At 55.6% G+C, this 22,300-nt stretch carries 18 protein-coding genes; 8 read left to right on the top strand and 10 right to left on the bottom strand.

Going from position 1 to position 22,300, the window contains the following annotated elements:
- Positions 1-62 precede the first annotated feature (62 nt).
- Positions 63-869 carry a co-chaperone DjlA gene (djlA, locus tag ACUTSU_RS11835; RefSeq protein ID WP_445651355.1) on the bottom strand — a complete coding sequence of 269 codons (807 nt, stop codon included), beginning with the start codon at positions 867-869 and terminating at the stop codon, positions 63-65.
- A gap of 228 nt (positions 870-1,097) precedes the next feature.
- Between djlA and lptD the strand changes: the two genes are divergently transcribed.
- The 6 genes from lptD (at position 1,098) to apaH (ending at position 7,874) form a co-directional block, all read left to right on the top strand.
- Positions 1,098-3,476: an LPS assembly protein LptD gene (gene lptD, locus ACUTSU_RS11830; RefSeq protein ID WP_445654204.1), complete on the top strand. Its 2,379-nt coding sequence runs from the start codon at positions 1,098-1,100 to the stop codon at positions 3,474-3,476.
- A 65-nt stretch (positions 3,477-3,541) separates the two neighbouring features.
- Positions 3,542-4,840, top strand: coding sequence for a peptidylprolyl isomerase SurA (gene surA, locus ACUTSU_RS11825; RefSeq protein ID WP_445654203.1), 1,299 nt, complete (start codon positions 3,542-3,544; stop codon positions 4,838-4,840).
- Complete coding sequence (gene pdxA / locus ACUTSU_RS11820; protein ID WP_445654202.1) at positions 4,827-5,819, top strand: 4-hydroxythreonine-4-phosphate dehydrogenase PdxA; 993 nt, start codon at positions 4,827-4,829, stop codon at positions 5,817-5,819. The genes surA and pdxA overlap by 14 nt, the downstream gene beginning before the upstream one ends.
- The gene (gene rsmA, locus ACUTSU_RS11815; protein ID WP_445651351.1) at positions 5,812-6,630 is read left to right on the top strand and encodes a 16S rRNA (adenine(1518)-N(6)/adenine(1519)-N(6))-dimethyltransferase RsmA; all 819 of its coding nucleotides are present in this window, start codon (positions 5,812-5,814) and stop codon (positions 6,628-6,630) included. The genes pdxA and rsmA overlap by 8 nt, the downstream gene beginning before the upstream one ends.
- A 12-nt stretch (positions 6,631-6,642) precedes the next feature.
- The gene (gene apaG / locus ACUTSU_RS11810) at positions 6,643-7,020 is read left to right on the top strand and encodes a Co2+/Mg2+ efflux protein ApaG (protein ID WP_012005174.1); all 378 of its coding nucleotides are present in this window, start codon (positions 6,643-6,645) and stop codon (positions 7,018-7,020) included.
- Between the two features lie 2 nt (positions 7,021-7,022).
- Complete coding sequence (gene apaH / locus ACUTSU_RS11805) at positions 7,023-7,874, top strand: bis(5'-nucleosyl)-tetraphosphatase (symmetrical) ApaH (protein WP_445654201.1); 852 nt, start codon at positions 7,023-7,025, stop codon at positions 7,872-7,874.
- Positions 7,875-7,913: 39 nt separating this feature from the next.
- Here apaH and ACUTSU_RS11800 read toward each other — a convergent pair whose 3' ends face one another.
- The 4 genes from ACUTSU_RS11800 to ACUTSU_RS11785 form a co-directional block, all read right to left on the bottom strand.
- Complete coding sequence (locus ACUTSU_RS11800; protein WP_445651349.1) at positions 7,914-9,803, bottom strand: PhoX family protein; 1,890 nt, start codon at positions 9,801-9,803, stop codon at positions 7,914-7,916.
- A gap of 193 nt (positions 9,804-9,996) precedes the next feature.
- Positions 9,997-10,479, bottom strand: coding sequence for a type 3 dihydrofolate reductase (folA, locus tag ACUTSU_RS11795; RefSeq protein ID WP_445651348.1), 483 nt, complete (start codon positions 10,477-10,479; stop codon positions 9,997-9,999).
- A gap of 142 nt (positions 10,480-10,621) precedes the next feature.
- Positions 10,622-11,086 carry a threonine/serine exporter gene (locus ACUTSU_RS11790; RefSeq protein WP_445651347.1) on the bottom strand — a complete coding sequence of 155 codons (465 nt, stop codon included), beginning with the start codon at positions 11,084-11,086 and terminating at the stop codon, positions 10,622-10,624.
- The gene (locus ACUTSU_RS11785; RefSeq protein ID WP_445651346.1) at positions 11,083-11,898 is read right to left on the bottom strand and encodes a threonine/serine exporter family protein; all 816 of its coding nucleotides are present in this window, start codon (positions 11,896-11,898) and stop codon (positions 11,083-11,085) included. The genes ACUTSU_RS11790 and ACUTSU_RS11785 overlap by 4 nt, the downstream gene beginning before the upstream one ends.
- A 127-nt stretch (positions 11,899-12,025) precedes the next feature.
- Between ACUTSU_RS11785 and ACUTSU_RS11780 the strand changes: the two genes are divergently transcribed.
- Entirely contained in the window at positions 12,026-12,640 is a 615-nt protein-coding gene (locus tag ACUTSU_RS11780) for a LysE family translocator (protein WP_445651345.1), read from the top strand.
- Between the two features lie 41 nt (positions 12,641-12,681).
- Here the strand turns inward: ACUTSU_RS11780 and kefC are convergent, their stop codons facing one another.
- From kefC to dapB, 5 genes are all read right to left on the bottom strand, one after another.
- Entirely contained in the window at positions 12,682-14,535 is a 1,854-nt protein-coding gene (gene kefC / locus ACUTSU_RS11775; protein WP_445651344.1) for a glutathione-regulated potassium-efflux system protein KefC, read from the bottom strand.
- Positions 14,528-15,085 (bottom strand): glutathione-regulated potassium-efflux system oxidoreductase KefF, encoded by a 558-nt coding sequence (kefF, locus tag ACUTSU_RS11770; protein ID WP_445651343.1) that lies wholly within the window; start codon positions 15,083-15,085, stop codon positions 14,528-14,530. Before kefF ends, kefC begins: the two co-directional genes overlap by 8 nt.
- Positions 15,086-15,271: 186 nt before the next feature.
- On the bottom strand, positions 15,272-18,496 hold the full coding sequence (gene carB, locus ACUTSU_RS11765; RefSeq protein ID WP_445651342.1) for a carbamoyl-phosphate synthase large subunit: 3,225 nt from the start codon (positions 18,494-18,496) through the stop codon (positions 15,272-15,274).
- Between the two features lie 15 nt (positions 18,497-18,511).
- Positions 18,512-19,660, bottom strand: a complete 1,149-nt coding sequence (gene carA, locus ACUTSU_RS11760; protein ID WP_445651341.1) for a glutamine-hydrolyzing carbamoyl-phosphate synthase small subunit — start codon at positions 19,658-19,660, stop codon at positions 18,512-18,514.
- Positions 19,661-20,129: 469 nt separating this feature from the next.
- Positions 20,130-20,951: a 4-hydroxy-tetrahydrodipicolinate reductase gene (gene dapB, locus ACUTSU_RS11755; protein WP_445651340.1), complete on the bottom strand. Its 822-nt coding sequence runs from the start codon at positions 20,949-20,951 to the stop codon at positions 20,130-20,132.
- Positions 20,952-21,271: 320 nt separating this feature from the next.
- Here dapB and ACUTSU_RS11750 point away from each other — a divergent pair, with 320 nt between their 5' ends.
- Positions 21,272-22,003 (top strand): FadR/GntR family transcriptional regulator, encoded by a 732-nt coding sequence (locus ACUTSU_RS11750; RefSeq protein WP_445651339.1) that lies wholly within the window; start codon positions 21,272-21,274, stop codon positions 22,001-22,003.
- Positions 22,004-22,300 lie beyond the last annotated feature (297 nt).

Here is a 22,300-nt window from a genome sequence, read left to right as displayed (position 1 = left end):
TATGTGACCGGGGTGAGCAGGTACAGCCAACAAAGAGGCAGCGCCAAGTATGACGGGGAAGGTTATTTGAAGCCTTTCTCGCGTTTGATCAGATCGTACGCCGCCTGAATTTCCTGCGCTTTCTGCTTGGCCATTTCCATCATTTGCGGCGGCAAGCCTTTCGCCACCAGCTTATCCGGATGGTGTTCGCTCATCAGCTTGCGGTAAGCGCGCTTGATGGTGGTGGCATCGTCGCTGCTGCTGACACCCAGCACTTTGCAAGCATCGTCCAGCGTTGGCCCACGTTGCGCCTGCTGGAAACCACCCTGCTGACCGCCACCAAACTGGCGCCCGCCTTCCATCATGCTGAGGAATTGATCGAACTGCGCACGCGAAATACCCAGCTCTTCAGCAATCACATACAGCACCTGCCGCTCGTTGGGATGCAACGAACCGTCGGCGAATGCCGCTTGGATTTGAATTTCCAGAAACATCCGAATCAGGTCAAAACGGCCGAAACAAATGCTGCGGAACTGCTGCAGCGTTTCTCTCAGCGGAAACTGGCTCTGTTTGCCTTCACGAAATGCCTGCTGCGCCGCGGTACGGGCTTCTCCGTGCAGCTGCAGACGATCCATGAACAGGCTGGCGATCTGAATATCCGCCTCGGTAACGCGTCCTTTTGATTTAGTCAGGTGACCCATCACCTGAAAAGTGGTGCGGAAAAACAGCGTTTGCCGCGTTTGCTGACCGGCGAAAAAGCCCCGGCTACGCTTATTACTGCGCGCAGTATCGATCATATGACCGACAATCAGCCCCAAAACTACACCCCAGAATCCCGCGCCAGCCCAAATGGCCACGATGACCCCGAGCAGTTTTCCCCAATACTGCATATACTCCTCAATTATCATGCCGAAAGCCGACTGCTCCCTTTCGTCTTAGGTAAGGGTTAAGGCGATTTTTCTCAGGATTTGGATTATCATACCTGTCATTTATCTTTGCGCCTATCGACGACGCAAGTAAACGGCCGGATTTAACACTAGCGCAACGCAGATGAGTAATATAGTCTCTGACCGTTTGCCGGACATGACGCCTCTGATGACGGAACACCAAAACCGCGTATGAAAAAAAGTTTCCCAACACTGCTGGCCACACTAATTTGGACGGCACTCTACAGCCAGCACGCCCTGGCTGACCTTGCTGAGCAATGTATGCTTGGCGTTCCTGTTTATGACAAACCGCTGGTCAGCGGCGATCCGAACAGCCTGCCGGTCACCATCCATGCGGATGACTCCAAAGCGGACTATCCGAAAAGCGCCCTGTTCACCGGCAACGTGAATATCGAACAAGGCAACAGCACCCTGACCGCCAAGCAAGTGGAACTGAACCAGACGCAAAATCCGGGGCAGACCGATCCAGTGCGCACCGTGACCGCTACCGGTGACGTTCACTACAGCGACAATCAGATCAAGCTGAAAGGCCCGAAAGCCTGGTCGAACCTGAACAACAAAGATACCGACGTCTATGAAGGCGACTACCAAATGGTAGGCCGTCAGGGGCGCGGCGACGCCGACAAGATGAAGATGCGCGGTGCCAACCGTTACACCATTTTGGAAGACGGCACCTTTACCTCCTGTCTGCCGGGCGACAACAGCTGGAGCGTGGTCGGTACCGAAGTGATCCACGACCGCGAGGAGCAGGTGGCGGAAATCTGGAATGCCCGCTTTAAAATTGGCGGCGTGCCGGTTTTTTACAGCCCGTATCTGCAATTGCCGGTCGGTGATAAACGTCGCTCCGGTTTCCTGATCCCGAACGCAAAATATGGCAGCAGCAATGGCTTTGAATTTATGCTGCCGTATTACTGGAACATTGCGCCGAACTTCGACGCCACCATCACACCGCACTACATGTCTCGACGCGGCCTGCAGTTGCAGAACGAATTCCGCTATCTGGTGCAGCCGGGCCTGGGCCTGATGGAGTTCGACTGGTTGCCGAACGACAAGGAATACAGCAAGGACAACCCTGACGACAGTAAACGTTGGTTGTTCTACTGGAACCACAATGGGGTGATGGACCAGGTGTGGCGCTTTAACGCCGATTACACCAAAGTCAGCGATTCCAAATACTTTACCGATCTGGACTCGAAATATGGCTCTACCACCGACGGTTACGCAACGCAGAAATTCAGCCTCGGCTACGCCATTGACAACTGGGATGCCACCTTAAGCTCCAAGCAGTTCCAGATCTACGGCGATACCGATCGCAGCCAGTCAGATTCGTATAAAGTTCAGCCACAGTTGGACCTGAACTACTATAAAGATGATCTTGGCCCGTTCGATTTCCGCATCTACGGCCAGGCGGCCAAGTTCACCAGCGTCAACCCGTACAGCCCGGACGCCACTCGTCTGCATATGGAACCGACGCTCAGCCTGCCGTTGACCAACGGCTGGGCCAGCCTGAACACCGAAGCCAAACTGCTGGCTACCCATTATCAGCAGGATATTCCTGACGGCTTCGCAGCTAACTACTCAGCTCGTAAAAGCACTCCGGGTAACGTTGTTACCGCGCCGGATCTCGAGGATTCGGTCAACCGCGTATTGCCGCAGTTCAAGGTCGACGGCAAGCTGGTGTTCGAACGCCCGATGGTCTGGTCGGAAGGTGCGACCCAAACCCTGGAGCCGCGCGTGCAGTACCTGTATGTGCCGTATCGCGACCAGAGCAACATCTACACCTACGACACCACCCTGCTGCAAACCGACTACTCCGGCCTGTTCCGCGACCGTACTTACAGCGGCCTGGATCGCATCGCTTCGCAAAACCGTGTTTCCACCGGTTTAACCACACGAATTTATGATGACGCGCTGGTTGAACGTTTTAACGCTTCCGTGGGTCAAATCTACTACTTCAGCCGTTCACGCACCGGCGACCAGGCAAGCAGGTACGATAACAATGACGATACAGGTAGCCTGGCATGGGCCGGCGATACCTATTGGAAGATTGACGATCGTTGGGGCCTACGTGGCGGCCTGCAGTATGACACGCGCCTCAATAGCATTTCATTGGGCAACGGCGTACTGGAATACCGTCAGGATTCTGAACGCGTCCTGCAGTTGAACTACCGTTATGCCACGCCGGAGTATATTGAAACGGCACTGAACACCAAGCAGGTTCCGGCCTATCAGGACGGCATTTCGCAGGTGGGCGTCACCGGCAGTTGGCCAATCGCCGATCGTTGGGCCGTCGTTGGGGCTTATTACTACGACACCCGAGCCAAACAGTCTGCCGATCAGTTGCTCGGTGTGAAGTACAACACCTGCTGCTGGGCAGTGACCTTGGGTTATGAGCGTAAGATCACCGACTGGAATGGCAGCAACAATACCAGCGTTTATGACAACAAAGTTTCGTTCAACGTCGAACTGCGTGGCCTGAGCAGCGATCACAGTCTGGGCTCCGCGGAAATGTTGCGTTCCGGCATTCTGCCTTACCAGCGTGCATTTTGATGCTTTGTAACACTTTGAAAACGAGAACTTTAACCCGCATTTGCGGATTACATAATGGGAAATGTATGAAGAACTGGAGAACGCTTATTCTCGGATTGGTGGTTTGTGCCAATACCGCGTTCGCAGCACCCCAAGAAGTGGATAAAGTCGCCGCCGTCGTGGATAACGGCGTGGTCCTTGAGAGCGACGTAAGCACCCTGTTGCAGTCGGTGAAACTCAATGCACAGCAGGCCGGCCAGCAATTGCCGGATGACAAAACGCTTCGTCACCAGATCCTTGAGCGTCTGATTATGGATAACATCCAGCTGCAGATGGCCAAGAAAATGGGGATCAACGTTTCTGACGCCGATCTGGACAAAGCCATCGGCAACATCGCCGCACAGAACAAAATGAGCCTCGATCAGATGCGCAGCCGTCTGGCGTATGAAGGCCTGAACTACAACACCTACCGTTCGCAGATCCGCAAGGAAATGCTGATTTCTGAGGTGCGTAACAATGAAGTGCGCCGCCGCGTCACTATCCTGCCTCAGGAAGTGGACTCACTGGCCGCTCAGGTTGGCGCTCAGAACGGTAGCGATACCGAAATGAACATCAGTCACATCCTGATCCCGCTGGCGGAAAACCCGTCGCAGGCGCAGGTAGACGACGCGGAAGCCCTGGCTAGAAAATTGATGGGCGAAATCAACGGCGGTGCCGACTTCGGCAAACTGGCAATCTCCTACTCTGCCGATTCCCAGGCGCTGAAAGGCGGCAACATGGGCTGGGGCAAGCTGCAGGAAATCCCGACCCTGTTCGCCGAAAGACTGGTTAACGCCAAAAAAGGCAACGTGGTTGGGCCAATCCGCTCCGGCGTCGGCTTCCACATCCTGAAAGTGAATGATATCCGTGGTGCCAGCCAGTCGGTATCAGTTACCGAAGTTCACGCTCGTCACATTCTGCTGAAACCTTCTGTGGTGCTGACCGACGATCAGGCACGTGCCAAGTTGCAAGAGGTGGCCGAAGCCATCAAGAACGGCCGCGCCAAGTTTGCTGACGAAGCCAAACAGCTTTCTCAGGATCCGGGTTCTGCATTGCAGGGCGGCGATCTGGGCTGGGCTTCTCCAGATATCTATGATCCGGCCTTCCGCGACGCGTTGATGAAACTGAGCAAAGGCGAAGTCAGCCAACCGGTTCACTCTTCCTTCGGCTGGCACCTGATTCAGTTGCTGGATACGCGTCAGGTAGACAAAACCGATGCGGCGCAGAAAGATCGCGCTTACCGCATGCTGTTTAATCGCAAGTTTGCTGAAGAAGCGCAGACCTGGATGCAGGAACAACGTGCTCAGGCTTACGTGAAGATCCTTGACGGTAATGCACAACAATAATCGCATCGTGATCACCCCCGGCGAGCCTGCCGGGGTTGGGCCGGATTTGGTGACAGCGCTGGCGCAACAGGATTGGCCTGTTGAACTGGTGGTGTGCGCGGATCCGGCCTTGTTGCTTGAACGCGCCCGGCAGTTAGACCTGCCGCTGCAACTGCGCACCTATCAGCCACAACAACCTGCTCAGCCGCAGCGTGCGGGTACCTTGACGGTATTACCGGTCACTACCGCTTATCCGGTAGTCGCTGGTGAGTTGAACGTAGGCAACAGCGCCTATGTGGTAGAAACTTTGGCGCGTGCCTGCGACGGTTGTCTGAACGGTGAATTCGCCGCGTTGATAACTGGCCCGGTGAACAAGGGCGTAATCAACGACGCCGGCGTGCCGTTCATTGGCCATACCGAATTCTTTGCCGATCGCAGCGGTTGCGATCGCGTGGTGATGATGTTGGCGACCGAAGAGCTGCGCGTGGCGCTGGCGACCACCCACCTGCCTTTACTGGCGGTGCCTGGCGCTATCACCCGGCAAAGCCTGCATGAAGTCATCCGCATTCTCGACCACGACCTGAAAACCAAATTTGGCCTCGCCCAACCGCAGATCTATGTCTGCGGCTTGAACCCGCATGCCGGGGAAGGCGGCCATATGGGGCGTGAAGAGATTGACACCATCATCCCGGCGCTCGACGCGCTGCGTGCTGAAGGTATCACTCTTATCGGCCCACTGCCGGCAGACACCCTGTTCCAGCCCAAGTATCTGCAACATGCCGATGCGGTGCTGGCGATGTATCACGATCAAGGTCTGCCGGTGCTAAAATACCAAGGGTTCGGCCGGGCGGTAAATATTACCCTCGGTTTGCCTTTTATCCGTACCTCGGTCGACCACGGTACCGCTTTGGAACTGGCCGGCACCGGCACCGCCGATGCAGGCAGTTTTAAAACGGCCTTGAATCTCGCCATTAAAATGATAATTAATTGTAATGAATAATAAAGTCCACCAAGGGCACTTTGCCCGCAAACGCTTTGGACAGAACTTTTTAACCGATCAGTTTGTCATCGACAGCATTGTCTCCGCCATTCACCCGATGCCGGGTGAGGCGGTGGTTGAAATCGGCCCCGGCCTGGGCGCACTGACCGAGCCGGTCGGCGCACGTATGGATCGCATGACGGTGATTGAGCTGGACCGCGACCTGGCGGCCCGCCTGGAAAATCACCCACAGCTGAAAGACAAACTGACCATTCACCAGCAAGATGCCATGACGGTGAACTTTGCCGAAATGGCCGAACAGGCTGGCCAGCCGCTGCGTGTGTTTGGTAACCTGCCGTATAACATTTCGACGCCGCTGATGTTCCACCTTTTCAGCTATACTCAGGCCATTCGCGACATGCACTTTATGTTGCAGAAAGAAGTGGTTAACCGCCTGGTTGCCGGCCCGAACAGCAAGGCCTACGGGCGTTTGACCGTAATGGCACAGTACTACTGCAACGTTATTCCGGTGCTGGAAGTGCCACCGACCTCCTTCACCCCGGCACCGAAAGTGGATTCCGCCGTGGTGCGTCTGGTGCCACATCGGGTGAACCCGAACCCGGTTGGCGACGTGCGCATGCTGAGCCGTATTACCACTCAGGCGTTCAACCAACGCCGGAAAACCGTCCGTAACAGCCTGGGCGACCTGTTCACCCCAGAGCAACTGACGGAGTTGGGTATCGATCCGATACTGAGAGCAGAGAATATTTCTGTGGCGCAATACTGTAAGCTGGCCAACTGGCTTTCAGCCAATCCCGCGCCGCAGCAATAAGGAGTAGTGGTCATGATTGATTCGCCCCGCGTATGTATTCAGGTACAAAGTGTCTATGTGGAATCACAGTCGATACCTGAGGAAGAACGTTACGTCTTCGCTTATACCATCACCATCCGCAACTTGGGGCGTTTCAATGTGCAACTGCTGGGCCGCTACTGGCTGATCACCAACAGCAATGGCCGCCAGACCGAAGTTCAGGGCGAAGGCGTCGTTGGCGAACAGCCGCTCATCCCGCCCGGCGGAGAATTCCAATACACCAGCGGCGCGATCCTTGAAACGCCGTTGGGTACCATGGAAGGCCATTACGAAATGGTTGATCATCAGGGCCAGCCGTTCCAGACCGCTATTCCGGTGTTCCGCTTAGCTATCCCAACGCTGATTCACTAATTATGTCGACATATCTTATCGGTGATGTTCATGGCTGTTTTGATGAACTGAAATCGCTGTTGGCCCAGGTGGCTTTCGATCCCCAGAATGACCAGCTGTGGCTGACCGGCGATTTGGTCGCCCGCGGCCCCGGTTCACTGGATGTCTTGCGATACGTGCGTTCACTCGGCCCTGCGGTACGCATGGTGTTGGGCAACCACGACCTGCACCTGCTGGCAGTTTACGCCGGCATCAGCCGCAACAAACCCAAAGATCGCATCACGCCGCTGCTGGAAGCGCCGGACGCCGACGAGTTGATCAACTGGCTGCGCCGCCAACCGGTGCTGCAGGTGGATGATGAGCAAAAACTGGTGATGGCCCACGCCGGCATCACCCCGCAGTGGGACATCGACACCGCGAAAATGTGCGCGCGCGAAGTGGAAGCGGTACTGAGCAGCGACAGCTACCCACTGTTCCTCGATGCCATGTACGGCGATATGCCGAACAACTGGAGCCCGGAACTGAGTGGGCTGGCGCGCTTGCGTTTCAGCACCAATGCCCTGACGCGCATGCGTTACTGCTTCCCGAATGGCCAGCTCGACATGATCTGCAAAGATGCGCCAGGCACCGCACCTGCGCCGCTCAAACCCTGGTTTGAATTGCCACGATTGGTCGATGCCGATTACACCATTATCTTTGGTCACTGGGCATCACTGGAAGGCAGAGGCACACCGGCAGGTGTTATTGGCCTCGATACCGGTTGTTGCTGGGGGGGCGACCTGACCATGCTACGCTGGGAAGACCGACAGTACTTTACCCAACCGGCCAATCGCCGAAATCTGCTGGACGGCGTGCACCAGCAGGCTGCGTTATAATCAAGCCGGGGCGGTCAATGCCGCCCCGCTGTTTTCTGGTTAAGCCCCGATCACCCCACCGTCTTCACGCGTAATCATCAATACTGACGAACGCGGACGAGGACTATTATTCGGGAAATGCGAATCTCCTTCCTCCCCCGGATGCTGAACGTTGACGAACATCGTCTTATAATCCGGCGTGAAGGTAATCCCGGTCAGCTCGCACGACTTTGGCCCAACCATAAAGCGGCGGATCTCGCCACTGAGGGGATCGCCCACCAGCATCTGGTTGTTCCCCTGCCCGGCATAGTCGCCCTTGTTACTGTATTTACCGTCAGTGAGGATCCACAGGCGACCGGCCTTATCAAAACCCAACCCGTCCGGACTGTTAAAGGTATTGTCTGCCGTGATATTTGGCGTACCGCGGTTCACCCCTTCCGGGTGCGCAATCGGGTTGCCGCACAGCGCATAAATATCCCAGGTGAATGACGCCGCCGTAGCATCGCCACCCTCATCCCAACGGATAATCTGACCATAGACATTGTTCGGACGTGGGTTAGCCGCGTTCAATGGCATACCTTCTTCACCGCGCTTGCTGTTGTTGGTCAGTGTGCAGTAGGCACGACCATCATGCGGGTTGACTGCAATCCATTCCGGACGGTCCATTTTGGTGGCCCCCACCTGCGCCGCAGCCTTGCGGGCGAAGATCAGCACTTCGGCCTCATCACGGAAACCGTTTTCCGGCGTCAGGCCATTTTTGCCGAACTCCAGGGCAATCCAGCGCCCGGTACCTTTCAACGGCGTGCCGGCAGCATCACCATCAAACTGCGCCACATACAGCGTGCCTTCGTCCAGCAGACTACGGTTATTGGCCGGGTTAGCCACATCGACCACGCCTTTGGAAACGTATTTATAAATGTGCTCACCGCGCTCATCGTCGCCCATGTAAACCACCAGGCGGCCATCCTTGGCAACGCTTACCGCGGCATTTTCGTGTTTGAAACGGCCCAGCGCCGTGTGTTTGATTGGCGTCGAAGTCGGATTCATTGGGTCAATTTCGACAATCCAACCGTGGCGGTTAAATTCATTCGGGTTCTTCGCCACGTCAAAACGCTCGTCGTAATCCGGCCAGTTGCGCTCCGGTTCACTAACTTTTAGCGTATAGCGCTTTTGCTCCGCCGTGGTCTTATAGTCGGCCTGATGGGTGCCAAAATAGGTATCGAAGTTCTCTTCACAGGTCAGGTAAGTGCCCCAGGGCGTTTTACCGTTGGCACAGTTGCCGAAGGTGCCCAGTACCTTGCGCCCGGTCGGGTCAGCTGCCGTTTGCAGCAAGGCATGACCGGCGGCTGGGCCACTGAACTGCATCTCGGTGTTGGCCGTAATACGGCGGTTATAGCGCGACGGGCGCTCTACTTCCCATCGCTGGCTGTCACCGGCGCGCTTTACTGCCACGATAGAAACACCGTGCGCAGCCTGAGATTTACGCACATCTTCCAGACTGGTGGCTTTGCTGCCGCCATGGGCAAACAGATACTGCTCGTTAACATATTCATTGTTGATGGCCATCACGCCGTGATTATCATCAATCGGGAAGAAGCTCATGCCATCGTTGTTGTCGCCGAACTGCTTTTCCTGGTCGGCGGCACTGTTGTTACCCTGCGGGTCAAAAGCGGCTGCGCCCTCCACCAGCGGCTCGCCCCAGGAGATCAGCACCTCGGCACGGTAACCCGGTGCAATCACCACCTCATCGGCCGTTGAGGCCGCAATGCCTTTGAAACCCAGCAGCTTGTTCGGCGGTAAATCCTCGGCCAGTGCTTCGGCGGAAACCGTCCAGATGCCGCCGCCGAGGAAACCGGCCAGGCCTACGGCTCCGGCACTGCCCAGCAGCAGTTTACGACGGGTGGGATCGGTCAGGCGGTCGGCATCTAATTGCTCAATTTTGCTCGTCATTGCTTTGCTTCCTTTTTTAAATGGCGCCGCAGTCAAGATTCACCAGAGTTGCCAGGCGCTCAGAGTTGGGCTTCATACTAATCAGGAAGTGTGACAAAAATGTTACAAGAAGAAGTCAGCGGAGGTTTGCCGCAGAAACGACAAAGGGCGCAATCTCTTGCGCCCTCAGTAAGATACAACTAACACCCGGTAATCAGCGGTGCTCTAAAATCTCGAAGCAATAGCTGTGAGAATTCACTTCGTCAGCATCGTGGAATTCGCTAAACGAAGTTTCCCATTCATCCGGCTCATAGTCAGGGAAATGGGCGTCGCCACCGACTTCGGCATCGATATGCGTCAGATACATGCGATTAGCGCGCGCCAGGAATTGGCTGTAGATACGCCCACCGCCGATCACCATCACTTCTTCCACATCCCCGGCAGCGGCCAGCGCTTCGTCGATAGACATTACCCAGGTCACCCCGGCATCGGTGCCGGCGCGGCTGCTTAAAACGATGTTATGGCGGCCCGGCAATGGACGACCAATCGACTCGAAAGTTTTACGGCCCATAATCACCGGTTTATTCAGCGAGTTACGTTTAAACCACGCTAGGTCCGCCGGCAGGTGCCACGGCATAGCGTTTTCCATGCCAATAACGCGATCCGCCGCCAAGGCAGCGATCAGGCTGATAATCATTGTTAAACCCTGTGTAGGCAGCAAAATTGCTGACACTATACGTAAAGCCCTAACTGCCGTCGATAGGCTAATCAAGCAATATGAATATATAAGATAGCTCTTATCAGTATATCTAATGTTCAATTCAATCGACGGGTCACGCTTAAACGCCAGGGCGTTTTCGGTACAGCCACAGCCCAGGTAACGACAGCCCGATCGATAATGCGCCGACGATAAAACAGGCCTTGAGGAAGTTGCTCATCAGGGTGGCCATCAGCGCCTCGCTATAACCCAGATGCGAAATTTCCACCACCGAGATCATCGCGGTATAGGCCGAGATCCCCGGGAACATCGGGATCACCGCCGCCACGGTAAACACCTTCGGGTGTGCCAGCAGCCAGCGTGACCAGTAAATGCCGATCATGCCGATTAAAATCGCCGCCAAAAACGTGGCCCATTCGATGTTCATTCCTGCGTGCATCAGCAGCATGCGTGAACCGTGACCTACTGCGCCAAGCAGCGCACAATAGCGCAGCGCGCGCACCGGGACGTTGAATACCATGGCAAAACCCAGTGCCGGTACCGCCGCCAGCAGCATGTCCTGCAGCAAAACCCAAAGCAGATTCATGACCACCCCCGCAGATCCCACAGCGACATTGCCATCACCACGCCAATGCAGGTCGCCAACGTCAACAGGCTGGCCATCGCCCAACGCGCCAGTCCGGTATTGATGTGGCCTTTGAACATGTCCGCAACCGCGTTAATCAGCGGGAACCCCGGCACCAGCAGCAACACGCTGGCAGCCATCGCCACCGTAGAGGTTTGGCTGAACACCGGCAGCCGTAGCAACAGACCGGAAACCGAGGTCGCGACAAACGCCGTCAGGCAAAAATTGATCAGCGGATTCATGTGACGGGCGGTCAGCATTTGGCGCACCGACATGGCCAGGCCGCTGGCGATAAAGGTCACGGCAAAGGCTTTTTGATCGCCACCGTTGAGCATGCTGAAGCAACCGCAAGACAGTGCCACCATCAACACCACCAGCCAGCGCGGATAGCGTAACGGACGGATTTTCTGCAGGCGACGGGCCACGTCGTGTGCGTCCGCCAGCCGGTGTTCCGCCAAAATAACGATATGCTGCACCTCGGTCACCATCTGCATATTGATGCCGCGGTCGACGTTCTTGCGCGTCGTGGTCAGGCATTCACCGTGACTGAGGGTGGTCAACACCACCGCGTTGGCCGATATCGAACTTTCCACGCTGTCCATGCCCAGCGCCAACCCCAGCCGGGTCGACAACTGTTCCACCACCATGCTTTCCGCCCCATGCTGTAACAACAGCAAGGCGCATTGAATACACAGGCGGGTGATTTCACGCTGTTGCTGTTGTTGTTGTTGCCGCTGCGGCGGCGGCAGGTCGGTGGTGGTCGACTGCTGCATGGGGGCCTCTGACTCATCAAAATAAAGTTCATCTTATTGCCAAACATTACCTCATTTGGTTGATGCGCATCAGGAGAAGCGGCGTTATTATCAGCGCAATTAGGCCTTTTGTGCAGAGAGTCAAATCATGCTTGAAACTTCGCTGTTCGTTGCCGGTATCGCCACCCTGGGGATGCTGTCGCCCGGCCCGGATTTTTTCATGGTAATCAAGAATGCCGCCCGCTATCCGCGGTTGGCTGCCATGATGACCGCTTTCGGCGTGATCTGCGGCGTCGCGACCCATATGTCCTATTGCGTTGCCGGGCTGGCGGTGGTGATCACCACCACACCATGGCTGTTCAACGTGCTGAAATACGCCGGTGCGGTCTATCTGGTCTGGATTGGCATTCAGGCGCTGTTGTCACGCGGTGGCGGCAAAATGAACGTCAGCAATTTACCGCAGCAGCAGGTGAGCCTGAAAAGTGCCTTTGTGCAGGGCTATCTGTGTAATCTGCTCAATCCGAAGGCCACGCTGTTCTTCCTGGCGGTATTCACTCAGGTATTGCAGATCGATTCTGGATTGGGTGAAAAGCTGTGGTACGCGGGGATTATCCTTGGTCTGTCTGTCCTGTGGTGGCCAGCGCTGGTGTTCCTGATCCAAAGTGGCCCGGTGCGTCGTGGGCTGGAAAAGACCCAGAAGATAGTGGATAAATTTTTGGGTGGGATGTTGATTGCCCTAGGCATCAAAGTCGCACTGAGCTGACTCTGCCTTGCGGGGCGCAGCATCTCGCTGCGCCCCTGGGTTTATCCCTTGGCTTCTACCACTTCATCCTCTGGAGCCTTGCCGTCAATACTGCCACGCCAACCGCTCTGCTGAACCCGGGCCAACCGATTCTGATCCTGCTCTATAGCCGTACTGAGCATCTCTTTGGTGCGCTGCAAACTGGCAATACGGAATTCGGTATCCTGGTAATTATCCACCGTCTCCTCGAGCATTTTCAGGTTGTAGCGCCGGAAGGTATCGGCTTTCTCACGCGCCTCATAGGCATCCAGCCCCAGCAATTCCAGCGTTTCACGGCCAACCCGTAACGAACTTTCAAAGGTTTCACGCTCCGGTTTTTCCACCCCTAATTGACGCAACTGATACCAGTGATCGACATCACGAGCTCGCGCCACCACCTTCAGGTGCGGGAATTGCCGCTTGGCCATTTCAGTCAATTGCAGACTGGCCTCGACATCGTCGATGGCGTTGATCAGTACCTTGGCATGCTGGGCGCCTGCGGCCTCAAGCAGATCGGCGCGGGTGGCATCACCATAAAACACCTTGGCATCGAATTTGCGCAGCGTTTCAATATGATCCGGGTCGTGATCCAACACCACGGTATGGACACCGTTAGCCAACAGCAAGCGACCGGCAATTTGACCAAAGCGACCAAAGCCGGCAATGATGACGCTGGCATTCTCATCATCAATTTCATCCGCAGGTCGTTCATCTTTCGGCGCGTTTTTCTCAATTCTGGCAGCCACCACCAGCAACAACGGCGTCACAGCCATCGACAAGGCTACCGCCAGCGTCAAGGATTTTGCCCACTCCGGCGGCAATACCCCGGCCAGCTGCGCGGCCCCGAAGATCACAAAGGCAAACTCACTGCCCTGGCCTAACAAAATGGCAAACATGCCGCGCTGACGCTTTGGTACGCCGAGCCGGGGAGCAATCAACCACAACAGCGCCGCCTTGATCAGCATAAAGCCCAACAGCAGCGAGGCAATCAACAACGGATGGTGGAACAAGGTACCGAAGTCGATCGACATGCCAACACCGATAAAAAACAGCCCAAGCAGCAGTCCCTTGAACGGCTGAATATCACTTTCCAACGCATGCCGGTATTCGGAACTCGCCAACATTACCCCGGCAAGAAAAGCGCCCATCGCCATCGACAGCCCGGCCATTTCCAGCAGGATGCCAAAACCGAACACCAGGAACAGCGCCACGGCACTAAAAACTTCACGCATGCCGGAGCGAGCGACAAAGTGCAGCAGCGGCCGGGTCACATAGCGGCCGAGCAACACCACCGTGACCAATGCACCCACCACCTTTGCCGCCGACAAGGTGAAGGTCGCCAAGGTGGTGACGGCACCGCTGCTGGCCATCAATGGGATCATCGCTACCAGCGGGATCGCCGCAATATCCTGGAATAACAGGACGGCAAATGTGCTGCGACCGATCGGTGACGGCGTAAGGTTACGTTCACCCATCGCCTGCATGGCAATTGCAGTGGAGGACAGCGCCAGCGTCAGGCCAATCAGCAGCGCCACCTTCCAGTTCAATCCGAGGAAATAGCAAAAGGCGCTCAGGGCCAATCCGCATGCCGCCATCTGAATAATGCCGCCGCCAAACACCGAGGCGCGCAGCGTCCACAGCCGTTTCGGATCCAGTTCCAGTCCGATGATAAACAGCATCAGCACCACGCCAATCTCGGCAAAGGTGAGGATCGACTCAGCATCGGAGACCAGTTTCAACCCCCAGGGGCCGATAATACAGCCGGCGATCAGGTAACCCAGTACTGACCCTAACCCAAGCCGTACCGCTATCGGCACGAACAGCGCGGCCGATCCCAGATAGATCAGCCCCTCAATCATCATATGGTGATTATCCATGCTCGACTCCCTGCTCCGCCGGGTCACTGTGTTCCATCAGGTAGTCTACCAGTCGCCGCCGGTAGGCCTCGCCGGCGGCAATCAGCGCCGGTTCATTGTAGGTAAAGGTGTTATGCACGGCAAAATAGGGCTGCCAGTTCATTCCGCAATACAGCGCCGTGGCCTGCAGCGGTTGCCCCAGAGCGGCAAAGTTGGGGTAATCCCCCAGTTCGAAATGGTGCTCGTCACCCCCGCTGGTCACCGCCCACAAGACATCTTTGCCCACCAGCGCTTCACCTTCATGGCCGTAAGCCCAGCCGTGCTCCAGCACCTTGTCGATCCACAATTTCAGCAACGGTGGCTGGCCGTACCACTGCATCGGATGCTGCAGCACCACCAGGTCGGCACGCTCCAGCGCACGCTGTTCGGCGTTGATATCGATATTGAAATCGGGATAAAGCTCATACAGCGAACGGACTTCCACCTCGGGAAGATCCTTGACCGCCTGTAACAGACGGTGGTTGGCATGAGAATGCCGGGGATAAGGATGGGCATAAATTATCAGGATCATGGTTGTCGTCGTTCCTTCGTTCCTTCGTTCTTTGCCAATATATCAAGCCTATACTAATCACACAGAGTGACAGTTTGCTGAATGATTGATAGCAGAAATTTTTAACGCGAGACAACAAATTGGCTGAAGGAGATAAAAAAGGGCGCTGCATTCAATGTAGCGCCCTGATATTACGACACAGAGAGATTACTTAACGATGCGTGCGTGCATCTCCTGCACCGAAGTGACCTGTTCGGTCGGGTCGGCCTTCAGCGCCATCGCTGTGGCGAAGCCGCCGTTCAGGGTAGTGTCGTAGTGCACCTTGTACTGCAGCGCACTGCGGCGAATCAGCTTGGAGTCCTCAATCGCCTGACGACCTGCCGTGGTGTTAACGATGTAGGTGTACTCGCCATTCTTGATACGGTCCTGAATGTGCGGACGACCTTCATGCACCTTGTTGACCAGGCGCGGGTTAATCCCCGCTTCGCCCAGTACCACGGCGGTACCGTGGGTGGCATCCAGTTCAAAGCCCTGCTTCAGCAGGCTTGCTGCCAGATCCACCACCCTGGCTTTATCGCCTTCGCGTACCGACAGCAGTGCACGGCCCTGTTTCTTCATGCCTGACTGGCTGCCGAGCATCGCCTTGGAGAAGGCTTCCGCGAAGGTGCGGCCAACGCCCATCACTTCCCCGGTAGAGCGCATTTCCGGCCCTAAAATCGGGTCGACGCCCGGGAACTTGTTGAACGGCAACACCACTTCTTTTACCGAGTAGTAAGGCGGGATAACTTCTTCCGTTACACCCTGCTCGGCCAGCGTTTTGCCTGCCATCACGCGTGCCGCCACCTTGGCCAGCGGCACGCCGGTCGCCTTGGAGACGAATGGCACAGTACGCGCGGCACGTGGGTTGACTTCAATCAGGTAGACTTCGTTGTTCTTCACCGCAAACTGCACGTTCATCAGACCACGAACCTGCAGCTCGAACGCCAGTTTCTCAACCTGCTGACGCATCACGTCCTGAATCTCTTTGCTCAGGGTGTAGGCCGGCAGTGAGCAAGCTGAGTCACCGGAGTGCACGCCCGCCTGTTCGATGTGTTCCATGATGCCGCCAATCAGCACCCGTTCGCCGTCGCAAATCGCGTCGACGTCGACTTCTACCGCGTCATCCAGGAAGCGGTCCAGCAGCACTGGCGCATCGTTAGAAACGCTAACCGCGTTCTGGAAGTAACGGCGCAGGTCGATATCGTCATAGACGATTTCCATCGCGCGGCCCCCCAGTACGTAGGAAGGACGAACTACCAGCGGGTAACCGATACCGGCTGCCTTTTCTACCGCCTGCTCGATGGTGGCGACGGTGGCGTTCGCCGGCTGTTTCAGCCCAAGACGCTGTACTGCCTGTTGGAAACGTTCACGGTCTTCGGCGCGGTCAATCGCGTCCGGGCTGGTGCCGATAATCGGCACCCCTGCGGCTTCCAGCTCGCGCGCCAGCTTCAGCGGAGTCTGACCGCCGTACTGTACGATCACGCCTTTCGGCTTCTCGATACGCACGATTTCCAACACGTCTTCCAACGTGACCGGCTCGAAGTACAAACGGTCGGAAGTGTCGTAGTCGGTGGAGACGGTTTCCGGGTTGCAGTTGACCATAATGGTCTCGTAACCGTCTTCACGCAGCGCCAGCGAGGCGTGCACGCAGCAGTAGTCGAATTCGATGCCCTGGCCGATGCGGTTCGGACCGCCGCCCAGTACCATGATTTTCGGACGGTCGTTGGTCGGATTGGACTCGCACTCTTCTTCATAGGTGGAGTACATGTAAGCGGTGTCGGTGGCGAATTCCGCCGCACAGGTATCCACACGCTTGTAAACCGGATGTAGTCCATAACCGTGGCGCAGTTTGCGGATTTCGCTCTCGGCAACGCCGGCCAACGTGGCCAGACGCGCATCGGCGAAGCCTTTACGCTTCAGGGTACGCAGGAATTCCTGGGTCAAGCCGTTGATGCCGGATTCGGCCACCTGCTCTTCCAGGCGCACCAGCTCTTCAATCTGCACCAGGAACCAGCGATCGACGTTGGTCAGGTTGAAGATGCCGTCCACCGACAGGCCGGCGCGGAACGCGTCCGCGATGTACCAGATGCGGTCAGAGCCGGCATCTTTCAGTTCACGGCGTATTTTGGTCAGCGCTTCCGGGTCGTCCAGATTCACTTTAGGGTCAAAACCGGTGGCACCCACTTCCAGACCGCGCAGCGCTTTTTGCAGCGACTCTTGCTGGGTGCGACCAATCGCCATCACTTCGCCGACGGATTTCATTTGAGTCGTCAGACGGTCGTTGGCACCGGCAAATTTCTCGAAGTTGAAACGAGGGATCTTGGTCACGACGTAGTCGATGGACGGTTCAAACGACGCCGGCGTGCGGCCACCGGTGATGTCGTTCATCAGTTCGTCGAGGGTATAACCCACCGCCAGTTTGGCGGCGATTTTGGCTATCGGGAAACCGGTAGCTTTCGATGCCAATGCAGACGAACGGGACACGCGTGGGTTCATTTCGATAACGATCAGGCGGCCGGTTTTCGGGTTAACCGAGAACTGCACGTTGGAGCCGCCGGTTTCCACGCCGATTTCACGCAGTACCGCCATCGAGGCGTTACGCATGATTTGATATTCTTTGTCGGTCAGGGTTTGCGCCGGGGCTACGGTGATGGAATCACCGGTATGGATGCCCATGGCGTCGAAATTTTCGATAGAGCAGACGATGATGCAGTTATCGTTCTTATCGCGCACCACCTCCATCTCGTACTCTTTCCAGCCGATCAGCGACTCGTCGATCAGCAGCTCTTTGGTTGGCGACAGATCCAGGCCGCGCTCGCAGATCTCTTCGAACTCTTCGCGGTTGTAAGCAATGCCGCCACCGGTGCCGCCCATGGTAAAGGAAGGGCGGATGATGCACGGGAAGCCAACGTCAGCGGCAACCGCCAGCGCTTCTTCCATATTATGTGCGATGCCGGAACGCGCAGTATCCAGGCCGATTTTCTTCATCGCCACGTCGAAACGGCGGCGGTCTTCGGCTTTATCGATAGCATCGGCCGTGGCGCCAATCATGGTCACGCCGAACTCGGCCAGCACGCCCTGACGTTCCAACTCCAGCGCACAGTTCAGCGCGGTCTGGCCCCCCATAGTCGGCAATACCGCATCCGGGCGCTCTTTTTCGATGATTTTACGCACCACTTCCCAGTGAATCGGCTCGATGTAGGTCGCATCAGCCATTTCCGGGTCGGTCATGATGGTGGCCGGGTTGGAGTTCACCAGAATGACCCGGTACCCCTCTTCGCGCAGCGCTTTACACGCCTGGGCACCCGAGTAGTCGAACTCACACGCCTGGCCGATAACAATCGGGCCAGCGCCGAGGATCAGGATGCTTTTTATGTCTGTACGTTTTGGCATTTTTACTGCTCCTGATTATTTGGCGTTAGAACGGTAAGTCTCGATCAGTTCGATAAAGTGATCGAACAGCGGCGCGGCATCGTGCGGGCCCGGGCTGGCTTCAGGGTGGCCCTGGAAGCTGAACGCCGCTTTGTCGGTGCGGTGAATGCCCTGCACCGTGTGGTCAAACAAGGATTTGTGCGTTATGCGCAGCTCCGCCGGCAGGTTATTTTCGTCCACGGCAAAACCATGGTTCTGCGCGGTGATCATGACGCAGTCTTTATCCAGATCTTTCACAGGGTGGTTGCCGCCGTGGTGGCCAAGCTTCATCTTCACGGTTTTCGCGCCACTGGCCAGTGCCAGCAACTGGTGGCCGAGGCAAATGCCAAACACCGGAATGTCGGTTTCCAGGAACTGTTTGATGGCGGTGATGGCGTAATCACAGGGCTCCGGGTCACCCGGGCCGTTGGACAGGAAAATACCGTCCGGATTCATTTTCAACACTTCATCTGCCGGAGTCTGCGCCGGCACTACCGTCAGACGGCAGCCGCGATCCACCAGCATGCGCAGGATGTTGCGCTTGGCACCGAAGTCGTAAGCTACCACGTGGAACGGCAGCTCAGAGGCCGCTTTGGCTTCCGGCAATTCGCCTTCCAGCGTCCAACTGCCTTGCTGCCAGCTGTAAGCTTCCTGGGTGGTCACTTCTTTCGCCAGATCCATGCCTTTCAGGCCCGGGAAACCTTTGGCCTTAGCCAAGGCCAGGGCAGCATCCGGGGTATCGGCAGCAATGATGCAGCCGTTCTGTGCACCCTTCTCACGCAGCAGACGGGTCAGCTTGCGGGTATCAATATCGGCGATCGCCACAATGTTATGGCGCTTCAGGTAGTCAGACAGGCCTTCTTCGTTGCGGTAATTGCTGGCTATCAGTGGGAGGTCGCGAATGACGAGGCCTTGGGCGTGTACTGCGGAGGATTCTTCGTCAGCAACATTGGTGCCGACATTGCCGATATGAGGATAAGTAAGAGTAACAATCTGGCGGGAGTAGGAAGGATCAGTGAGGATTTCTTGATAACCGGTCATCGACGTATTGAAGACCACTTCTCCTACTGCCGTACCCTCTGCCCCGATGGCCCGACCGTGGAATTGGGTTCCGTCTTCGAGAACCAATAGCGCTGACTTAATCAAAACACCCTCCAAGGAATAATCAATCACAATATTTGCATATTAATTCAGATATCGCGATCTAAATCAATGCAAAAACCGCCTTCAAGGTCAATTTTTGGCAAATTGGGCGCATTCTAATGATGAGAGCTCCGCTTGTCTACCCAAAGCGCCATTTTTTCTCTTATTTTTGCACTTCTCGAGGTTTAATAGGGTTGGCAGCCATAAAAACATCGATAAACTCTGGCTGGTAAACGGTTGCGGGGATGAATGACCAAAAAGTCCAATAACAAAGACCAAATCCATGAAAAAAAACATCACCACCGGGTGATTCCGGTTAAAAAACACAGTAAAACATACAAAAACAGAAATCATAAAGAAAAATAAACACATAAATCATGTTTTATATGTTAAAAAAAAGGACAATAAAATTATTGTCCATTAATCATAGCATTATGATAAAAAAACCACATCACGATGGTGTAAAAATCAATTATAGCTGGTCAAGATTGAGCACATCTCGCATATCAAACAGCCCTTTATCACGATTATGCAACCATGATGCCGCTCGCACCGCCCCACTGGCAAAAGTCATCCGGCTGGAGGCTTTATGGGTGATCTCAACCCGCTCGCCAATATCGGCAAACATGGCGGTATGCTCACCCACGATATCGCCGGCACGAACAGTGGCAAAGCCAATGCTCTTCGGATCGCGTTCGCCGGTATAGCCTTCACGCGCATACACCGCACATTCTTTAAGATCGCGCCCCAGTGCGCCGGCAATCGCCTCGCCCATGGCCAACGCCGTGCCCGAAGGGGCATCCACCTTATGGCGGTGATGTGCTTCAATGATCTCGATATCGGTGTAGTCGCCCATCACCTGAGCGGCTTTTTCCAACAGCTTCAGCACCAGATTGACACCGACGCTGAAGTTGGCGGCAAAGACGATACCTATCTGCTGCCCGGCGGCTTTAATGGCGTCTTTACCGGCGTCATCAAAGCCGGTAGTGCCAATCACCATGGCTTTTTTATGCTCGACGCAAAAAGCCAGATACGCCTGAGTGCTTTCCGGGCGGGTGAAATCGATCAGAATATCGAAATCGTCGACCACCTTTTCCAGACTGTCGCTAACGGCAACGCCCAGTGCGCCAACACCCGCCAGTTCACCGGCGTCTGTACCGATCAGGCTTGAACCCGGTCGCGAAATCGCCGCCCCCAGCGCCACACCCGGTGCCTGCTGTACCGCCTGGATCAATTGACGGCCCATACGGCCACCGGAACCCGCAACCGCTATGCGGATTAATGAATCAGTCATACTTGCTCTCTTGTTGATTTGACGCCTATCCCATTAGGCTATCGGTTCAGGGTAACTGCCCCACCTTATCACCGCCAGAGGATTCATTTCATAATTAGAAAATTATGATATCTCCCGCATTTCATCAGCAATGCTGTCAATGGGTTAACAATTGATCTAAAAAATATCTGTTGCCGATTGTACATAATCATGCAATTTCAATGGCTAAAAACCGCAGGAAAAACCCTCATTTCATTCACTAAAACCGACATGGGTCCCGCCAATCAGCCGCTTAGCTTAATATATGCTGTAACTGCCGCTTTATTGCCTGAGAGCCACGGATGAAAATCGCACCCACGACCCTATCGGAAACCCTGACGCAAGATTTGGCACGCCGCATCATCAGGGGGGATTTGCCGCCCGGGCTGTCGTTGCCGGGGGAAAATGAGCTGGCACAGCAGTACGAAGTTTCACGCACCTCGGTACGCAATGCCTTGCAGGTGCTGGCCGCAAAAGGGCTGATTTCCATCCATGCCAAGAAGCGCAGTACGGTCAACTCACGCCAGCTGTGGAGCTTTTTGGATACCGATGTTCTGGCCTGGCTGGCAGAAGACAGCCTCGATCCGTTGTTGACTGAACAGCTAATGGTCACTCGTTTGATCTTTGAACCCAATATCGCCGCGCTGGCGGCGGTTAATGCCACCGGTCATGATTTAGCCGCGCTCGAAGATGCCTGCAAGCTGATGGCACAAGGGCAGCAACAAGCCAGCCGTGAGCTGTTCGAACAGGGCGATATGGCGTTTCATCTCGCTTTACTGGGCGCCAGCCATAACCCCTTTTTACATTCATTAGGCAGTGCGCTGTCCGCCGCAATGGCCCTCTCTTTTCAGGAAACGCAGGAAGAAGACGTACACCTGGCCCAAAAGGCCGTTGAAGAACACCAACAGCTGCTGGAGGCTATTCGTTTCAGGCAGGTGGAAAATGCGCGCCAATGCATGCGTGTCATTTTGCTCAACGCGGCCAAAAAGAATCATTGGCATAAACAGCCGGAAATGTTCGCTCATATTATTTAAAAAATCTCGCCTTGTCGTAACTCCAATCGTCCTCACAGATCTTGGGTTCTTTTGCCCTCATCAACCTTGCATACAAGATCTTTAAATTTGTATTACCTGAATGAATGACAACTGGATGGTTATCGGCTGGGGGACCTAACACCCGGTCAATCACTCTGAGGAATCGATCATGAAGTTGACTACGGAAACCCCGTCGGCGGAGCAAGCCACTGCGAATACATTATTCAGGTTGAGAAGACGATTCTGCAACGGCGTAATATCATTGCCACCAACTATTGCCGTCACCCCGGCTGCCGC

The sequence above is a fragment of the Serratia sp. NA_13 genome, from assembly GCF_052691735.1.
Note: the sequence above shows the minus strand (reverse complement) of the source record. Positions and strands in the feature narration are given on the sequence as shown.

What these genes read in the sequence shown, in the direction of transcription:
- apaG (WP_012005174.1), top strand. Translation starts at nt 6,643, where the DNA reads ATGATTGATTCGCCCCGCGTATGTATTCAGGTACAAAGTGTCTATGTG.
- djlA (WP_445651355.1), bottom strand. Translation starts at nt 869, where the DNA reads ATGCAGTATTGGGGAAAACTGCTCGGGGTCATCGTGGCCATTTGGGCT.
- pdxA (WP_445654202.1), top strand. Translation starts at nt 4,827, where the DNA reads ATGCACAACAATAATCGCATCGTGATCACCCCCGGCGAGCCTGCCGGG.
- rsmA (WP_445651351.1), top strand. Translation starts at nt 5,812, where the DNA reads ATGAATAATAAAGTCCACCAAGGGCACTTTGCCCGCAAACGCTTTGGA.
- ACUTSU_RS11800 (WP_445651349.1), bottom strand. Translation starts at nt 9,803, where the DNA reads ATGACGAGCAAAATTGAGCAATTAGATGCCGACCGCCTGACCGATCCC.
- carB (WP_445651342.1), bottom strand. Translation starts at nt 18,496, where the DNA reads ATGCCAAAACGTACAGACATAAAAAGCATCCTGATCCTCGGCGCTGGC.
- ACUTSU_RS11790 (WP_445651347.1), bottom strand. Translation starts at nt 11,086, where the DNA reads ATGAATCTGCTTTGGGTTTTGCTGCAGGACATGCTGCTGGCGGCGGTA.
- ACUTSU_RS11785 (WP_445651346.1), bottom strand. Translation starts at nt 11,898, where the DNA reads ATGCAGCAGTCGACCACCACCGACCTGCCGCCGCCGCAGCGGCAACAA.
- surA (WP_445654203.1), top strand. Translation starts at nt 3,542, where the DNA reads ATGAAGAACTGGAGAACGCTTATTCTCGGATTGGTGGTTTGTGCCAAT.
- dapB (WP_445651340.1), bottom strand. Translation starts at nt 20,951, where the DNA reads ATGACTGATTCATTAATCCGCATAGCGGTTGCGGGTTCCGGTGGCCGT.
- folA (WP_445651348.1), bottom strand. Translation starts at nt 10,479, where the DNA reads ATGATTATCAGCCTGATCGCTGCCTTGGCGGCGGATCGCGTTATTGGC.
- ACUTSU_RS11780 (WP_445651345.1), top strand. Translation starts at nt 12,026, where the DNA reads ATGCTTGAAACTTCGCTGTTCGTTGCCGGTATCGCCACCCTGGGGATG.
- kefF (WP_445651343.1), bottom strand. Translation starts at nt 15,085, where the DNA reads ATGATCCTGATAATTTATGCCCATCCTTATCCCCGGCATTCTCATGCC.
- kefC (WP_445651344.1), bottom strand. Translation starts at nt 14,535, where the DNA reads ATGGATAATCACCATATGATGATTGAGGGGCTGATCTATCTGGGATCG.
- apaH (WP_445654201.1), top strand. Translation starts at nt 7,023, where the DNA reads ATGTCGACATATCTTATCGGTGATGTTCATGGCTGTTTTGATGAACTG.
- ACUTSU_RS11750 (WP_445651339.1), top strand. Translation starts at nt 21,272, where the DNA reads ATGAAAATCGCACCCACGACCCTATCGGAAACCCTGACGCAAGATTTG.
- lptD (WP_445654204.1), top strand. Translation starts at nt 1,098, where the DNA reads ATGAAAAAAAGTTTCCCAACACTGCTGGCCACACTAATTTGGACGGCA.